Annotated in this window: 10 protein-coding genes; 3 read left to right on the forward strand and 7 right to left on the reverse strand. The window is 47.7% G+C overall.

Translation table 11 applies throughout. The features are described from left to right. The first annotated feature begins 8 nt into the window (after positions 1 to 8). Positions 9 to 653, forward strand: a complete 645-nt coding sequence (locus ABD031_RS20800) for a DUF2306 domain-containing protein (protein ID WP_343854790.1) — start codon at positions 9 to 11, stop codon at positions 651 to 653. 78 nt (positions 654 to 731) lie between these two features. Here the strand turns inward: ABD031_RS20800 and ABD031_RS20805 are convergent, their stop codons facing one another. The 6 genes from ABD031_RS20805 to ABD031_RS20830 form a co-directional block, all read right to left on the reverse strand. Beyond that, positions 732 to 1,319: a hypothetical protein gene (locus tag ABD031_RS20805; RefSeq protein ID WP_343854791.1), complete on the reverse strand. Its 588-nt coding sequence runs from the start codon at positions 1,317 to 1,319 to the stop codon at positions 732 to 734. Between the two features lie 380 nt (positions 1,320 to 1,699). Further along, positions 1,700 to 1,939, reverse strand: coding sequence for a hypothetical protein (locus ABD031_RS20810; protein WP_343854792.1), 240 nt, complete (start codon positions 1,937 to 1,939; stop codon positions 1,700 to 1,702). A 170-nt stretch (positions 1,940 to 2,109) separates the two neighbouring features. After that, positions 2,110 to 4,722, reverse strand: coding sequence for an ABC transporter permease (locus ABD031_RS20815; protein WP_343854793.1), 2,613 nt, complete (start codon positions 4,720 to 4,722; stop codon positions 2,110 to 2,112). A 4-nt stretch (positions 4,723 to 4,726) separates the two neighbouring features. Then, positions 4,727 to 7,336, reverse strand: a complete 2,610-nt coding sequence (locus ABD031_RS20820; RefSeq protein ID WP_343854794.1) for an ABC transporter permease — start codon at positions 7,334 to 7,336, stop codon at positions 4,727 to 4,729. A 3-nt stretch (positions 7,337 to 7,339) separates the two neighbouring features. Further along, positions 7,340 to 7,684, reverse strand: coding sequence for a PadR family transcriptional regulator (locus ABD031_RS20825; protein WP_343854795.1), 345 nt, complete (start codon positions 7,682 to 7,684; stop codon positions 7,340 to 7,342). A 493-nt stretch (positions 7,685 to 8,177) separates the two neighbouring features. After that, positions 8,178 to 9,314, reverse strand: coding sequence for an FG-GAP repeat domain-containing protein (locus ABD031_RS20830; RefSeq protein WP_343854796.1), 1,137 nt, complete (start codon positions 9,312 to 9,314; stop codon positions 8,178 to 8,180). A gap of 307 nt (positions 9,315 to 9,621) precedes the next feature. Here ABD031_RS20830 and ABD031_RS20835 point away from each other — a divergent pair, with 307 nt between their 5' ends. Both ABD031_RS20835 and ABD031_RS20840 read left to right on the forward strand, forming a co-directional pair. Next, on the forward strand, positions 9,622 to 10,248 hold the full coding sequence (locus ABD031_RS20835) for a 3-keto-alpha-glucoside-1,2-lyase-like domain-containing protein (RefSeq protein WP_343854797.1): 627 nt from the start codon (positions 9,622 to 9,624) through the stop codon (positions 10,246 to 10,248). Between the two features lie 78 nt (positions 10,249 to 10,326). Beyond that, positions 10,327 to 12,771 carry an ABC transporter permease gene (locus ABD031_RS20840; RefSeq protein ID WP_343854798.1) on the forward strand — a complete coding sequence of 815 codons (2,445 nt, stop codon included), beginning with the start codon at positions 10,327 to 10,329 and terminating at the stop codon, positions 12,769 to 12,771. Positions 12,772 to 12,933: 162 nt separating this feature from the next. Here ABD031_RS20840 and ABD031_RS20845 read toward each other — a convergent pair whose 3' ends face one another. Continuing rightward, positions 12,934 to 15,918 carry a glycosyltransferase family 117 protein gene (locus ABD031_RS20845; RefSeq protein ID WP_343854799.1) on the reverse strand — a complete coding sequence of 995 codons (2,985 nt, stop codon included), beginning with the start codon at positions 15,916 to 15,918 and terminating at the stop codon, positions 12,934 to 12,936. Positions 15,919 to 16,042 lie beyond the last annotated feature (124 nt).

The raw sequence follows: 16,042 nt of genomic DNA on the forward strand, positions 1-16,042 counted from the left end.
GATTGACTTTGAATGCGATTGTAAAAAAAGCTGGCTGGTGGATCTTCGCAATGTTTGGCATCGCCATCGGACTCTATCCGGCGATCTACTTCATGATCGACCGGAGGTTTGGCTTGCTGGGATCAAAGTCCGAAGTGCTTCTGGCCGATCCGGTATGGAATGCCACCTTCTATACACATATCCTGCTCGGGGGCTTTGCGTTGCTGATCGGCTGGATTCAATTTGACAAAGGCTTTCGGGATAGGAGGCGAAAACTTCACAAGCGGATCGGCATGGCTTACGTGACCGCAGTGTTTTTCAGCAGTTTGGCGGGGATTTACATCGGATTTTTTGCGACAGGCGGTTTAGTAAGCATACTGGGGTTTGTCAGCTTGGGCATCATCTGGTTTTGCACGACAATGATGGGCTGGGTCACTGCCAAAAAGCAGGATTACGAAGCCCACGAAGACTGGATGATCTTTAGCTATGCCGCAGCCTTTGCTGCGGTGACATTGAGAATCTGGCTTCCTATCTTAATCGCTTTACACCGGGGCGAGTTTTTACCCGCTTATCACATCGTCGCATGGTTGTGCTGGGTTCCCAATATGCTGGTAGCTTTTTGGCTCGTGAGACGGAGGAGAAGATCGATTTCGCAGCCAAACAGAAACATCTAGAATCCAAAAAAAGCCCTGATCCGAGGAACAGGGCTTGAAAGTGTTGGTTTAGTTTGGGAGGGACTTGTCCGTAGCGGATTAGAAAAACAACGTTTTCGTTCTTCCCTTTGCATCTGATACTTCCATGTAGACTTCGTCGGATGACATTCCGTCGAAGGAGAAGTTTTTGGTGAATCCTTCAGGCTGATCGATTCGCTCTTCGTGGATCATTTTCCCTGTCTCTGAAGCAAAGATTCTCACTTGTACGCCAGGCTCCAACAGGCCGATCACTGCCAGTCTTACGGTGTTTTCATCCAAGCTTTTTCCGTAGGCCATCAGGGGCAATTCTGAAGCCGGAATCGGCTGATCCATCGTTTCTACGGTGTAGGAGACTTCGTCCTCATTGGTGACGATCTTCACTTGGTATTCTCCCGCAGGCAGATTGGTCAGGTTGTAAGGGACGACCACATTTCCGTCTTGCACGTTCACCTTTCTGCTGCTCAGAAGCTTGCCTTCAGGAGTGAGAATGGAGACTTTGGCGTTGCCGACTCCCTCTTTCAGCGTGATCTTTACATTTTTATAGTTGGTGTTTACAGTTGAGAGTTCTTTCAGGTCGTCGCTTGCCTGTACTGAGAATGCGCCAAAAGATAATGCGCTTGCGAGTGCTACTGTGAATAGAGTTTTCATAATCATTTGCTGGTTTAGAGTTTAGCATGTCTCTTTGCGAAGCTCGTACCAATCGGAAGATTAGGAAGGAATTGTAATTTCGGATTACGTGATAATTGTTAACTTTTTAAAAAGTCTGCGGAATTTGATTCTGAAAATTTTATCGATATTTAACCAAACCTGTACAATAGTCGGTCACTCTGTTGTTCGCTTGTGCTGCCAGCGGACACTTTTTGAGGAATTTGCCGCAATCGTAGGTTGCATCGACTCGTCATTGTTAAGGAAATTTAATTTCGAAAATAGTCGGAAAATAATTGGAGCGACTTCAAGTCGTTGATTTAGCTGTTCGATGTCGTACACTTTTCGTCCGATAAGAATCGAAACGGCATGGCAGTTAATTCTTATTCCAGTAGATCTTCACATTCTTGGTAGAGCGGCCTGAGGCAATGAGCTTCCGGCTTGCCGTCTCCATCGAGATCAGCGGCTTGGAGATCTTCGCAAGCCATCCCGTTTTTGTCGATCCAAAACTCCTCGAATTCTGTGAATAAACTTCTTTTTGAAAGAAAGCGCTTTATTTCAAATTCTTCAGTTTCATTGGCAACTTTCCAACCCACGGCAATCTGATCCCATCCGAGTCCCAAAAAATCGCAACAGCGAGTATATATTGGTCTTTAAGTTGATAGTTCACGACGGTTCTTTGGGACTTCCTGCCGTTCCGTGTGACCAATCCGTTTCCCGAGCCAGTTGGCGTGATTGCGTATCAATAGGTTAGCAAATGAACTTGAGACAGATTCGCAAGTATTTGCCAGCCCTACTCAGTCTTCAAACTCACCGCAGGATTGACCACCGCGGCACGGATCACCTGATAACCAACCGTCACCGCCGCAATCACCAATGAAGCGCCGATAGCCATCGTAAACGTCCAAAGGTCGAGCTGGATCTTGAACTCAAAATCCTGCAACCACCGACTCATAAACCACCAGCCAATCGGTGCGGCAATCAGAAAAGCGATCAAGATCAGACGCACAAACTCCTGACCGAATAGCCAGATGATGTGGGCGATTCCACCTCCCATCACTTTGCGTACGCCGACTTCCTTGGTCTTCTGGGATACCATAAAGGAAATCAAACCATAAAGACCGAGACAACCTATGAAAATGGCGATGAAGGAAAAGAACTGGATACCTCTCAGCAAGGTGTCCTCAGCGGTATAAAACTGGGCGATTTCATCATCCACAAAGGAATATTCAAACATCTTGTTTGGGTATTGTTCTTCCCAGAGCTGTTGGATCTCTTCCAATGTCGCTTTCACAGAATTCCCGTTGATCTTAATAGCATAATTGGAATACATAGTACTTGCCGTGGTTATTAGTGTTGCAGAAATTCCTGCATGCATGGATCTATCATGGAAATTGCGGACTACCCCAACTATAGGGCCTACCATTGAGCCTCCATTGGCATAAATCATTTGCCCCAAAGCATCTTCGTAGGAAGTGATTCCCAGACTTTGAAGCATTGCTTCATTGACCACCATCTCCCTCACCGTATCCGAGGGAGTGAGGTTTCGGCCTGCGAGCAGTTCCAAGTCAAACGTAGAAATGTAGTCCGAGTCTGCCAGTTTCATATTTGTTCGGAAGCTTACCTCCTCACTGTCATTTCCAAATCGGATAGAATTATTCCAGCTGTCAGATGAAGCAGGAGCGGCATAGCATACGGAAACCTTCTCTATGCCTGGCAGACGCAAAAGCTCATTTTTTAGCACATGCATAGTATTCAGCGAGTCATCGCCCAGCTTGACCATCAAAATGGACTCCCTATCAAAACCAAGTTCTGCCTGTTTTGTATAACGCATCTGGTTCATGATCACAATCACCCCGATGATCAACACCTGGGAAATGGCAAATTGCACTACGATCAGGGAACGCCGTGTATTGAACCCGCCCAACTGCTGCATTGAAAGCTTCCCTTTGAGCGCAGCTACTGGTTTGAACCCAGTCAAAATAAAGGCTGGATAGCATCCTGCTAAAAGCGTGATGAGGATATCCAAACCTATAATAAACAGCACCAAGCTGCCATCTGTCAGAAAATTGACAGGAATCTGGGTGTTAAAAAAGTCGTTTACGTAAGGCACCATTGCAAATGCAGCAACCAGTGCGATAAGAATACTGACTGTAGCGATAATAGCCGTTTCGAAAATAAACTGCCAGAAAAGCTGGCTCCGGAAGCTTCCCAATACCTTCCTTACGCCCACTTCTTTGGATCTTTTCAGTGCCTGGGCGGTAGCAAGGTTTACAAAATTCACGCAGGCTGTCAGTAATAAAAATATCCCTATGGCGATTAGAATTCCGATATCTGACTTCTCCATAGCTCCACCATATCGAGCATCGAAATGGATATCTGAAAGCGCCTGGAGTTTATAGTGATGGACATTTTTGCTCTCCGGTCTATGTTGCTTGACATAAGGCTGTAAAGCTTCCTCTACTTCTGCGGCACTCACTCCGCGACGAAGCTGCGTGTAACAATACATGCCACTAGAAATTCCTCCCCAAGCATCGTCTGAAGCCAGCCAAGGATTATACTCCGCCAGACTGGAGTAGGAAACAAATATCTCAGGCTTGATATCCGTAGTAGGAGGTAAATCCTCCAAGACTCCCGTAATAATAAAGGACATCTGATTATCATACGTAATCACCTGTCCTATAGCATTTTGCTCCCCAAAATATTTCCTTGCTAGTCTTTCAGTAAGGATCGCTGTATTAGGTTCTGTCAGCGCAGTTTTTATATTCCCTTTTGAAAGGGGCAAATTAAAAATATCAAAAAATTCAGACTCGGTAAATGCAAAACCGTCAGGTTCCTTGATCATCTGCATTTCCCCATTTCGCTCAAAAGTGATCACAGCATTACTGTCATGAAACATCCGAGCGACTTTTTCACCATAAGTATGATTTTCCCTGAGAACCATTCCCAATGGAGATGGAACGCTATTTACATAGCTCACGGATTCCCGGTGTTGCTCGGTGACGACCCGATAGATTCGGTCTTTGTTTTGGTGAAAATCATCGAAGCTCAGATGATGCTTCACCAGGACAAAAATCAGGATGCAGCAGGTAATGCTGAGTGCCAGACCAGCAATATTGATCCCGGCATATTCCTTGTTTCTCAGGAGTGTTCTCCAACCGATTTTAAAGTGACTTTTATACATGCCAAAAGGAGTTAAGTTTTGATAAGGTTTTCTGGGCCGAATGATACCTGGACGGAAAAGCAGCAGCACGTCGAGGATGAACTTCCAGTCGGCATTCCGCTTGCCCAGCTTCTGGAAATTCCTTTCATACACCTCGATTAGATCACCCTCGATGTAGTCGAGCATCCGTGGATGGCAGTACCAGCGGAAGAAGCGGTGGGGGAGTTTAGGCGGCTGATTCATGAGCTTATTCAGGTCTTAGGCTACGCACAGGGTTAGCCGTCGCTGACTTGACGGCTTGATAGCAAACCGTCAGCAAGGCGATACCTAGGGTGCTCACGGCAGCCAAGGCAAAGACCCACCAATCCAGAGTTGTCTGATAGGCGAAATTCTCCAGCCAAGTACGCATGGCATAATGCCCGACCGGAAGTCCAATGACCACCGCGATGCATACCGGTTTCAGTAAGTCTTTGGACAGCAGCACGACTATACTTTGCACAGACGAGCCCAACACCTTCCTGACTCCTATCTCCTTAAAGCGCATTTTCGTGGTAAACGAAGCCAGGCCAAACAACCCCAGGCATGCAACCAATATCGCTACGTTGGCAAAGATCGTCAAGACGGTCTGCTGGCGAAGGTTGCTCTTGTACAGCCTGTCAAACTGCTGGTCCAAAAAGTGGTATTCCAGTGGATAGGCTGGAGCTACTCTGGCGTAAGCCTGCTCCACTGTGGCAATGGTCGCTGACAGGCTACCTGGGGAGGCTTTGATCAATATCGTCCTCCAGTCTTCGTTAGGAGAGATGACGAGGGCCTCAATGGTTGACATCAGCGACTGAAAGTTGAAGTCTTCGACCACCCCGATGATCCGCCGCTTCGTCTGGTCCCGGACCGTATTTTTTATCCATTTGTCCAGGGCCTGCTCTGGCGTCCATCCTAGTTTGGAGGCGGCAGTCCGGTTGATCAAAACGGCTTCAAGGGAATCACTGGCCAAGCCCGGCGAAAAGTCCCGTCCGGCGATCAGCTTCAGTCCGAGCGTCGATACATAGTCGAAGTCTGCATACTGCGTGCGGGCATTCCATTTTTCGTCGAGACCTTCTACCTCAAACATCTGCCCGTCAAAGAAACCTCCCGGTTCTCCAGACATGACAGACACTGACTGGATGCTGCTTTCCTTTTGTAGTAGGCTTTTGAACTGGCTGAGATTCTTGTAAATATCCGCGTTGTCGATCGCCACGACGAGGGTCTGTTCTGCATCATAGCCTAGTTCTTTGTTTTTCACATACCGCATCTGCTTGGCGATGATCGTGGTACCGACGATCAGGAATACCGAAACGCTAAACTGTATGACGACAAGAGCCTGTCTGAAGACTGCCCCGCCATTTCCCAGTTTCAATTTTCCTTTCAGCGCTTGCACAGGAGAAAACGCTGACAGGAAAAATGCCGGATAGCTTCCCGCCAGCAGCCCGACTACTACTATGATGCTAAGCAGAAATACGTAGACATGGAAGGAGTGCAACGAAACCGTCAGCGTATAGCCCAACAGGTTGTTGTACCAAGGCATGAACAGCATCAGCAGTCCAATGGACAGGATGCACGAAATCCCCGTGATCAACACTGACTCTCCGATAAATTGTCCTATGAGATTGCTCCGCTGCGCCCCCATCACCTTGCGGAGTCCTACCTCTTTGGATCGGTCTGCGCCCCGGATCGTTGACAGATTCATGAAGTTGATACAGCCGATCATCAGGATGAGTGCGGCTATGAAGACAAATATAAAAACCGTGGTTTTGTCGCCATGACGGGCGCCGTCAGGGCTGCTGTCAAAGTAGACCTCCTCCAGCGGCATGAGGGAAAGCTCCCAATTAAAGCCAAATTTTTTCAACTCGGCACCCAGGTATTTGTCCATGAATTGGACCAGCTGACCCTCCAGCTGCGATTTGTCGACCTGCGGAGCGAGCAAAACATAGGTGTAAAGAGAGTTGGATATCCAGTAGTTCATGGATTCCTCGTCTTTATAGTTGGATAGAGGAAGAACTAGGTCGAATTCAAGATGCGAACTGGATCCCACGTCTGCGACGATGCCCGTGACCTTGAGCGAAAGCCGTTGGTTCAACTCGATAACTTGATCCATTGCGTTGTCGATACTGCCAAAATATCTTTTGGCGCTCGATTCGGTGAGCACGACACTTTCCGGGTACTTTAAGACATCCCCAGCATTGCCGCGCAGCAGGGGAAAAGAAAACAGCGAAAAGAAATCCTCATCGACCGCGACTATTTTCTTTTCCTGGAAGGATTTCGTTTCGATGGTGACTAAGCCGTCCATCGGCTTGACGCGAACAGCCCTTTCAATTTCCCCTCCGAAATCATTGAGGAGTGCCGGTCCATACATCCCCGATAGGTAGGCTACGCTCGACTGTTTGCCTTCAATAGAAAAGGCACGTTTCACGCGGTAAATGTTGTCTCCCTGAGAGTGAAAACGGTCGACGCTAAATTCATCGGCAACGAAGATGAATATCATCAGGCAGACTGTGATGCCGAGGGTCAATCCTGATACATTGATGAGAGAGAAGACTTTGTCTTTCATCAGGTTCCTCCACCCGATCTTGAAATAACTTTTATACATACCGTAGGTGTTTAGGTTTTGATAGGTTTTTTTGGGACGTATGATGCCTGGACGGAAAAGCAACAACACGTCGAGGATGAATTTCCAGTCTGCTTTTCGCTTGCCGGATTCTTTTACTCTTCTGTCGTACACTTCCAATAGGTCGCCCTCGATGTAGTCCCGCATCCGTGGATGGCAGTACCAGCGGAAGAAGCGGAGGAAGAACCCCGGTGGCGAAGCAGTTTGCTTTTTCATGGACTAAATACCAGCGAGGTTGGCTTGCCAGATTGTCTTTGGGATAGCATTCCAAAGCTCGTCCCTTGTATCTTTTGCATGCTGCATGGCTTTTTTGCCGAGCGCCGTGATTTCAAAATATCGTCTCGGGCGACCTGCCCGCTCTTCGGTCGCTTCTCCAGATGCAGACTTCAGGTAGCCTTTGTCTTCCAGTCTTTTCAAAGCAGTGTGTAGCGCACCCATACTGACGGTCCGTGACAGTCGCGCCTCGATCTCGTCTTTGATCGCCACGCTGTAGGCCGATTGGTTCAGGATGCCGACAGTAAGGATTACGATCTCTTCAAATTCCCCAAGTTGAAAGTCTTTCATCTGTTTATAATTAGTATTTAATAGTCATCCCGATGACTATTGAAAAGAACCTCGCACCTGTCTGCCTCAGACAGGCTCGATTTCAGGTGTCAATAATTTGATTTTTTATGCCCACAACGCACGTCCAGATCTCTTTTCGACAGAATTCGTTTGTAGTTTTTTATCCTGCTTAGGATAGGTTTCATAGTGCTTATTTCATCGCAAACAATATTCTCTAATTGTAGGAATAAGAAATGTGCCAGTGTGAAAAGTGCTTGAAACGGGGATAGGAAGGTGTTTTTCCTTGGCATGCCGCGTCCGTGAATGGCCAAAAACGGGCGATGGCGGACAAATTCGTCGAGCCCGGACTAGGGGGCAGATGTTGAGTACAAAATGAAACCAACGGTAGCCGAGGCTATCAGTTCTCGGGAGTGTAGGTTTGAAGGTGGTTTGATACCGGAGAAAAATTATGATTCCGGTCCGGGCGATACAGACCGGGGAGGCAAACCAGAAATCAGTTCTTGTTCCAGTAGATCTTCACATTCTTGGTGGCTCGGCCGGAGGCAATAAGCTCCGGCTTACCGTCTCCGTTGAGGTCAGCGGCCTGCAAATCTTCGCAGGCCATTCCATTTTTGTCAATCCAAAATTCCTCAAATTCTGAAAAAGAGCCGTTTTTCGGGATAAAAAGCTTAATTCCCATCTCACTAGCCTCGTTAGGCATACGCCAGCCAACCGCAATCTGATCAAACCCGAGCCCGAGAAAATCCGCTACCGCGAGGGAATGGCCATCTTTAAGTTGGTCGAACAGCTGGATTCTGCCCTTGTCTTTAAGGTCATAGACCACGAGATTGGTGCCATGCATGGGTTCTATCGTGGCTAAAAAGTGGCTTTCGTTTGCAGTCCTGCCTCTTCGCAGTTCGCCCACACCGCCGTTGCCCGGTAGATCGACTGATTCGTTTTGCCAGTCTTCGCCTATTTTCTCTATTGTCTTGACGCCTTCTTTTCCGCCCAGGAGGATGGATTCTGACTTGCTTTCGCCCACCACATCCAGGTTGTGGGTGAGGTGCATGGACTCATCGATGACGGCGTAGGCCCAGTCGCCTGCCGGATTGTTTGGGTACTCATAGGCGATGACTTTTACACCGGCGCCCGCTCCGTTGGCATTGCCACGACCGTGGAGGGGAACAACGACGAGATAGTGTTTGTCGCCGACAGTCACCCAGCGCATGCGGTGCGTCGTCGGTTCGTGGTGGAGCGGCTTTGCTTCCCATTTTGGATTGTGATCGTCGGAGCGAAGCAAAAAGAAGACGGCACCAGACTTGGCAGTATCCGAGGTTTCTCCGGGATTCCACTGTGCGCCAACTGCTATTTCCACCCTGCCGTCCCCATCCAGATCGCGGGCGGCGATGCAGACGTTGTCGGATTCGGTGAGATTTTCGATGATCAGGTGTTTTTTCCAGTCTCCGTTTCGATACCAAACGATCTGTTTTTTGTCAGCAAGCAGGATGTCGTCTTTGCCATCTCCATCGACGTCACCGATGGCCAATCCATACCCGATGGTAATGGCGGAGTCGAGAATCTGAGTTTCAAATTTAGGTGTTTCAGCAAGCTGAAAAGCAAATACAAAGGGGAGGAGGAGAAAATTCAGCATGGCGATTTTGGAGAGGTCAAGTTTGAATTTAGTTTATTTTCTCCCAAAAAGGACAGCGGGAAACCCGAAATGTTCCGCTACAAAGAGACGTTTGTTGAACGTTAGAAATGTGCGTTCCCGAACAAAATTGTTCGGGATTAATAGATTATAAAGTGTAAAAAAGTGCTGAATGCGTTCCATTGAGCCATTTTTCATGGCATGAAAGTGGAAAAGCATTAGAGGCCTGAATCAAAGCAGAAGGGCTTCCTTGCTGCTTGTTGACAGGGGTATCAGATTCTGCTCAAGAATAGGCTGCAAATATATTTTGATGAAAGAAGCAATAACCTCTCTCTTATTGATAGCATTAGCTCAGGTGGCCTTTGGCCAAGTGCTCGCACCGAATCTTCAGGATGAATCGCTATGGTATCTTCAAAATAGGGAGGTGTCAAAAAACTATGGAAATGGTGTTATCCTAAATGCGGCGGAAGGGGATGGAATGATGGTTCTTCAAGACTATACTTTCAATAGCGGTACGATTGAATTTGAAGTAAAAGGGGAGGATCGACAGGGAGCCAGTTTTGTGGGATTGGCGTTCAATATCCAGGATGATACAGAATACGAAACGTTTTATTTCAGGCCATTCAACTTTCAAAATGAAGATAGAAAAACCCATTCCGTCCAATACACCTATAATCCCGATTTCCCTTGGGAGGTTCTTAGGACAAAATTCCCGGGAAAATATGAAAACCTTCTTGATCCCGCGCCAGATCCCAATGGATGGTTTCATGTGCGAATTACGATAGACAAGGGTCAAATCAAGGCCTTTGTAAATCATCAAACCAAACCCAGTTTGGAGGTGCAGAGCCTTTCAAAAAATGAGGATGGAAAGATTGGGATCTGGGTGGGGAATGGGTCAAAAGGAGAATTCAGAAATCTGAAAATCACTTCTCACTAAGTAGCTAGACTTTAGAACCAAAAGCCAAGAAAACAGCAGTTACACGAATTCGCAGACAACCTGACAACCCTTTCAGCCATGTTTAAAAACTACTTTAAAATCGCCCTCCGCAACCTGTCCAAGAGCAAATTGCATACAGGGATCAATTTGATCGGACTCACGCTGGGATTGGGCGTCAGTATTCTGATCTTCTTTTTTGTTCAGTTTGAAAGCAGTTTCGATAATTTTCACGAGGACGGCGAACGGATTTTCCGGGTAGAGCGACATGAAAAGGGGGAGGAGGAGATGTTCTCTGGTTTTTCTACGCCAATCATCACAGCACCTACTTTTGCGGCAGAATTCCCACAAGTGACCCATACGACGCGGATGATCGGCAGCTCCGCTCAGGCCTATCTGGATGAAGCAACCACTCAAACCCAGAAATTCCTGACTGTAAGTCCGGACTTTTTGGAGATTTTCAGTTTCAAACTGCTCCAGGGAACCAAGGAGCAAGCCTTGCAAGACAAGTTTGGTGTGGTGATCACGGAGGAGACCGCCAAGAGATACTTTGGAGATGCGAATCCTATGGGAAAATCCATCCGAATCCAAATGGGCGACGACTACCAGGAATATCAGGTGACGGGGCTTCTGGAGGATCTACCAGCTAACTCCAGTATTAAGTTTGAGATGCTGGTGAACGATCAAAACCTCGATTTCAGCGTCGACAAGCGGAACCAAGAGTCTTGGTACAATGTCTACGGCGATACTTACGTCAAGCTCAATGAAGCTCAATCCAAGGCGACTGTGGAGGCTGGCGTGGAGCCAATGATGAAAAAGGTACTGGGCGAAGACTATAAGGAGGGTGAATATTTATTTACCCTACAACCTATCGCCGAGATGCACCTGACTGACAATCCCGACTCCGGAATGGTGGAATCGACTCGCCCAACCCTGCTTTGGATTTTAGCGGGGATTGCATTTCTGATTCTCTTGATTGCCTGCATCAATTTCACCACGATGGCAATTGGTAGATCCACAACCCGAGCCAAGGAGGTCGGTGTGCGCAAGACGATGGGGGCGGACTTCGGCCAGTTGGTGATCCAATTTCTGACCGAGGCATTTCTGATCACGATAGCGGCACTGGTCTTGGGAGTGGTTCTGGCCGAGGTGCTGTTGCCAACTTTCAATGAGTTATTTGACAAAAAGCTGGATCTGGTTTACGGTCCAAGCCAGATCCTGATTCTATTCGGATTGGTTTTGACGATCACTGCGCTGGCGGGAGCCTATCCGGCTTTTTTCATGTCCAGTCTCCGTCCGATCAGAGTCCTGAAAGGCAACCTGTCGATCCGTTTTGGAAAGCAGGGACTGCGCAAGGGGTTGGTGGCATTTCAGTTTTTCATCTCATTTATGCTGATTGCCTCGACCTTGATCATGGTGCACCAGATGAATGCGATCCGCGAATACGATCTGGGTTTTGACCAAGAGATGATTGTTGTCGTCGATGTTCCAGATGTGCCGGGGACGAGTTTTAAGAAGTCGATCAAGGAGGGTTTTGCCCAGGCTGAAATCTATCGTCAGGCATTGGTGGGCAGGTCAGAGGTCATTTCCGCCGGTATTTCGATTGCAACGTACGGAGACGATTCATTTTGGGACGGTGGCTTCCCAACTCCCGAAGACAAGCAATTTAATTTCCGGCTGAATTTTGTCGGTGGAGATTATGTGAAAACCCTCGGATTGGAGATAGTACAGGGTAGGGATCTGAATGCGCAGTCGGGGTCCGATAGCAGTGCGGTGCTGATCAATGAGACTTTTGCCAAAGCAATGGGTTGGGCCGATGCTACCGCGGAACTGCTTCCAAGCAAGAAAATCGACAATCATGAGATTGTTGGGGTAGTTAAGGACTTTAATCACAACTCACTTTACAAAGAGATTGAGCCGGTGATCCTAGCCAAAAATCCGGATGTTGTGTTTAGTGGAATCAATACGCTGATGATCCATTCTGCCACCAATCCAAAAGTGCTGGTCAAAGGGGCAGGAACTGACTTTGATGCGTTCCGGGCTTTGCTGGAAAGTGAATGGGAACGCGTGTTTCCGATGGAAGCCTTTAGTTTTAATTTTCTCGACGAGACCGTTCAAAAACAATATGTAGCGGATGAGCGCTTGGGCAAGATGGTCTTCTTGGCGGCTTGCATTGCGATCTTGATCGCTGCGATGGGGCTCTTTGCGATGGCGGCATTGAGTATTGCCGGACGTACCAAAGAGATTGGGATACGCAAAGTATTGGGAGCATCCAGCTGGAGCATCTCTTGGATGTTTAACAAGGAATTTCTGATTATCACCATCGCTGGGGTGGTGGTGGCACTGCCGTTGAGCCTATATTTTATGCAAGGATGGCTGGAGCAGTTTGCGGTTAAAGATTGGCCGTCGTGGGTTAATTTTCTGCTCTTGGCCATCGGAGGAATAGTATTTACCATTTCGGTAATCTCCGCCCAATCTTACCGTGCAACGCAGATGAATCCGGTGGAGACCTTGAAGGATGAGTAGTGGTGAGCGGGAAAGAAAATAGATGACCATCAAATTCAAGATCTGGTAAATCCCAGGATGGCCGATGAACTTGTAGTGAATCGGAAAAGATATTGAAGCAAAACCAAAAGGGGATTTGACAGCATTGTCGAATCCCCTTTTGGTTTTGCTATTGCCAGCTGCTTATCGCCGCTCCAGTCTGCCCGGTGCTGCACTGTCTGCGCCGATCAGGCTTTCCAGCCTCAGTTTAAGATTTTGTGCCTCTTCCTGATAGCCTCTTTCCTCCAGCAATGGAATGAAATATTTGACCATCTCGATAGATATCATCATCTCCCGGTCATAACTCCGGTTTTCTCGGGTATAAAACTCGATCATGTCCAGCGACTTTTTGGAGATCTTGTCGATGATATCCATGGCTTTTTCATCTTCGCCGACTTCAAAGAAAAGCGGAACGGATTGTCCACTGCTCAGGTCGTAAGGGATCGCTGAGTTTGGCATCGTTTGCAAGCCATAGTTAAGCAAAGTCGCTGCTTGCTCCATCTTATTTTCATCCAACAGCGCCATCACGATCGTATTCAGCGAGCTTCTGTGATTGGAAGCAAATCGTCGGTACTCCTCGTCGAGGTAAGCATCGGGATTGTCCATGCCACGGAAGGCAAACTTCTCCATGTAGTTCTGGTAAGCGAGATCGGTATTGACCAGCTCGTCTCGGATGAAGTCTGGCTTGCGAATCGGAAGCAGGCGATAGGTCATTCCTTCCATCACCACGTGATCCTGTACATTGATCCCAATCGTGGAAAGGGACGTATTGTTGAAGTAGATTGGTCTCTCCCAATTGTTGCTCGTGATTAAGTCGATCAGCATCAAGGTGCCTTTGGTTACATAGTTCCCGGTGACTTGCAGATTCATCTGCGGCGCAAAATACTCCTGAAACTGAGTCGGAACGATCTCATCATTTGCCAAAAAGCTACTATCCACTTCAAGGATCAAATTGCGGGATGGAACCATATTCACGACGCTCTTGCCGCTAGTTTTCATCTTGAGCAGATCAGAGCCGGAGTTCAACAGTCTGAGATATTCTGAAGCGGAGATGGCGTTCAGGTTTTCCTGCTCCATCACATACAGCACGTCGTTGGTTCCTTTTTGGTAGCGCTCCGGAGCCAAAGAAAATGGCAGCGCCTCGGATTCGTTGACTGGTCGCGTCATCTGATTGACATACCAATCCGTGTCAAAGTAGCTCAAGACGATCACCCGGACATCTGTTCGGAAGTTTTCCACTTCTTGTACATACCAAAGCGGGAACGTGTCGTTGTCACCACCGGTGAACAGAATAGCATTGGGTGCACAGGAAGCCAAAAAGTTTCTTGCCGAATCCACCGAGAAGAATCGACCTTTTCTGTCGTGGTCGTTCCAGTTTTGGGCACCCATCAACCCTGCTATTGGCAAGGTGATCAAGGTAGCGATAATCGCAGCGGTACTGAGGTTTTTGGTGAGTTTGGTCAGTCCATGCGCAATCGCCAAGACGCCCAAGCCAGCCCAAATCGCAAAGGCGTAGAAGCTACCTACGTAGATGTAATCTCTTTCGCGGGGCTCGACAGGAGGGGAGTTGAGGTATAGTACCAGCACCACGCCCATCATCAGGAAGAGCATCAGGTTGACATAGAAATATTTTGGATCTTTCTTGGCCTGAAAGAATACTCCAATCAATCCGAGGATCAAAGGCAGCATCAGGTAGTTATTGTGGCCTTTGTTTTCCGTGATGTAGTCTGGGTATTTGTCTCCAAAAGCGTCTGTCAATCCTATCCAAGGCGCATCGGTAAAGTCACTTTCCCTCCCGGAAAAATTCCACATGAAATACCTCCAATACATATGTCCCAGTTGATGGCTGAACATGAAGTAGAGGTTGTCGCCAAAAGTCGGTTCCTGACCTTCTTTAAGTCCCAACTTGGAGCGATAGAGTCGTTTGTGATTTTCCTGAGTGGAATAGATTCTTGGCAGGATCGTCGTCTTGCTTGGATCGTAGGTGTTTTTTAGTTCGTAGTCGACGATCTCGTACTTGTCTTTGCCCTTCATATAGACTGGCGCTCCTTCTTCCTGCTCGACCAATTGTGCGGTGAAGTATTGGCCGTGGAGTAAAGGACGGTAGCCGTACTGTTCGCGCTTCAGGTAAGAGACGTAGCTGATGATGTCCGACGGGCCGTTTTCGTTGATAATCGGATCCTGGTTGGATCGGACAATCACCAAGGCATAACTACCATAGCCGATCAGGATGAAAGTCAACGAAAGCAGTATGGTGTTGAGGATCGCGTGTTGCTTTTGAATAGAATATCGGATGCCATATACTAATGCTCCGAGGAATAGAATGCTGAAGACTATGATGCCGGATCCGAAGGGAAGTCCGATACTGTTGACCATGAAGATCTCCATGGAAGCAGCGGTGCTCGGCAGCCCCGGGATGATCAGGTTGTTGATGATGATCAGGGCGACGCCTCCGAGAAACATCGCGAAAAACGCTCCTTTCAGGCTCGGTTCGTGATATTTTTTGAAATAATAAACCAGCGCCAAGGCAGGCAAAGTCACCAGATTGAGCAGGTGAACCCCAATAGAAAGACCAACCAAATAGGCGATGAAAAGCATCCAGCGGTTTTCCATCTTCGGATCTTGAATGACTTCCCACTTCAAAAACGCCCAAATTACAATCGCTGTGAAGAATGATGACATCGCGTAAACTTCCGCTTCCACCGCAGAAAACCAGAAGCTGTCAGAGAAGGTGTAGATCAGCGAACCAACGATCGCAGAGCCCATCAAGGCGATAGTTTGACCTTTGGTTTCTTGCCCATCTTTGATGGCGAAGATTCTTTTACCAAATAGAGTAATCGACCAAAACAGGAAAAGAATGGTAAATCCGGAGAAGAGCGCACTGCCGACGTTCATCCAATAAGCGACCTGTAGTCCATCGCCCATAGCCAAGAAACTGAAGAACCGATAAACCAACAGCATAAACGGAGCTCCCGGAGGGTGAGGTACTTGCAGCTTATAAGAGACAGCGATGAATTCTCCCGGATCCCAAAAACTGGCGGTTTGTTCTACGGTCAGGATGTATACCAGCGTGGCAACAGCAAAAATGACCCAGCCGGTGACGTTATTGATCTGCTTATAATTGAGCATTAAAACGGAAAATTAGTAGGGGGCGAAAATATAAAATTTTACTCCAAGTCCGGATTTTTTAGCACTTTTTAAAACTCCTGTGGGATAACTGGGAAAAACGGTCGGTGACAAAAATTACCGAAGG

Origin of the sequence: Algoriphagus jejuensis (genome assembly GCF_039523455.1) — a bacterium.
GTDB lineage: Bacteria > Bacteroidota > Bacteroidia > Cytophagales > Cyclobacteriaceae > Algoriphagus > Algoriphagus jejuensis.

Coding starts and splice junctions, on each gene's coding strand:
- ABD031_RS20805 (WP_343854791.1), bottom strand. CDS start 1,319: ATGAAAACTCTATTCACAGTAGCACTCGCAAGCGCATTATCTTTTGGC.
- ABD031_RS20815 (WP_343854793.1), bottom strand. CDS start 4,722: ATGAATCAGCCGCCTAAACTCCCCCACCGCTTCTTCCGCTGGTACTGC.
- ABD031_RS20820 (WP_343854794.1), bottom strand. CDS start 7,336: ATGAAAAAGCAAACTGCTTCGCCACCGGGGTTCTTCCTCCGCTTCTTC.
- ABD031_RS20825 (WP_343854795.1), bottom strand. CDS start 7,684: ATGAAAGACTTTCAACTTGGGGAATTTGAAGAGATCGTAATCCTTACT.
- ABD031_RS20830 (WP_343854796.1), bottom strand. CDS start 9,314: ATGCTGAATTTTCTCCTCCTCCCCTTTGTATTTGCTTTTCAGCTTGCT.
- ABD031_RS20835 (WP_343854797.1), top strand. CDS start 9,622: ATGAAAGAAGCAATAACCTCTCTCTTATTGATAGCATTAGCTCAGGTG.
- ABD031_RS20840 (WP_343854798.1), top strand. CDS start 10,327: ATGTTTAAAAACTACTTTAAAATCGCCCTCCGCAACCTGTCCAAGAGC.
- ABD031_RS20845 (WP_343854799.1), bottom strand. CDS start 15,918: ATGCTCAATTATAAGCAGATCAATAACGTCACCGGCTGGGTCATTTTT.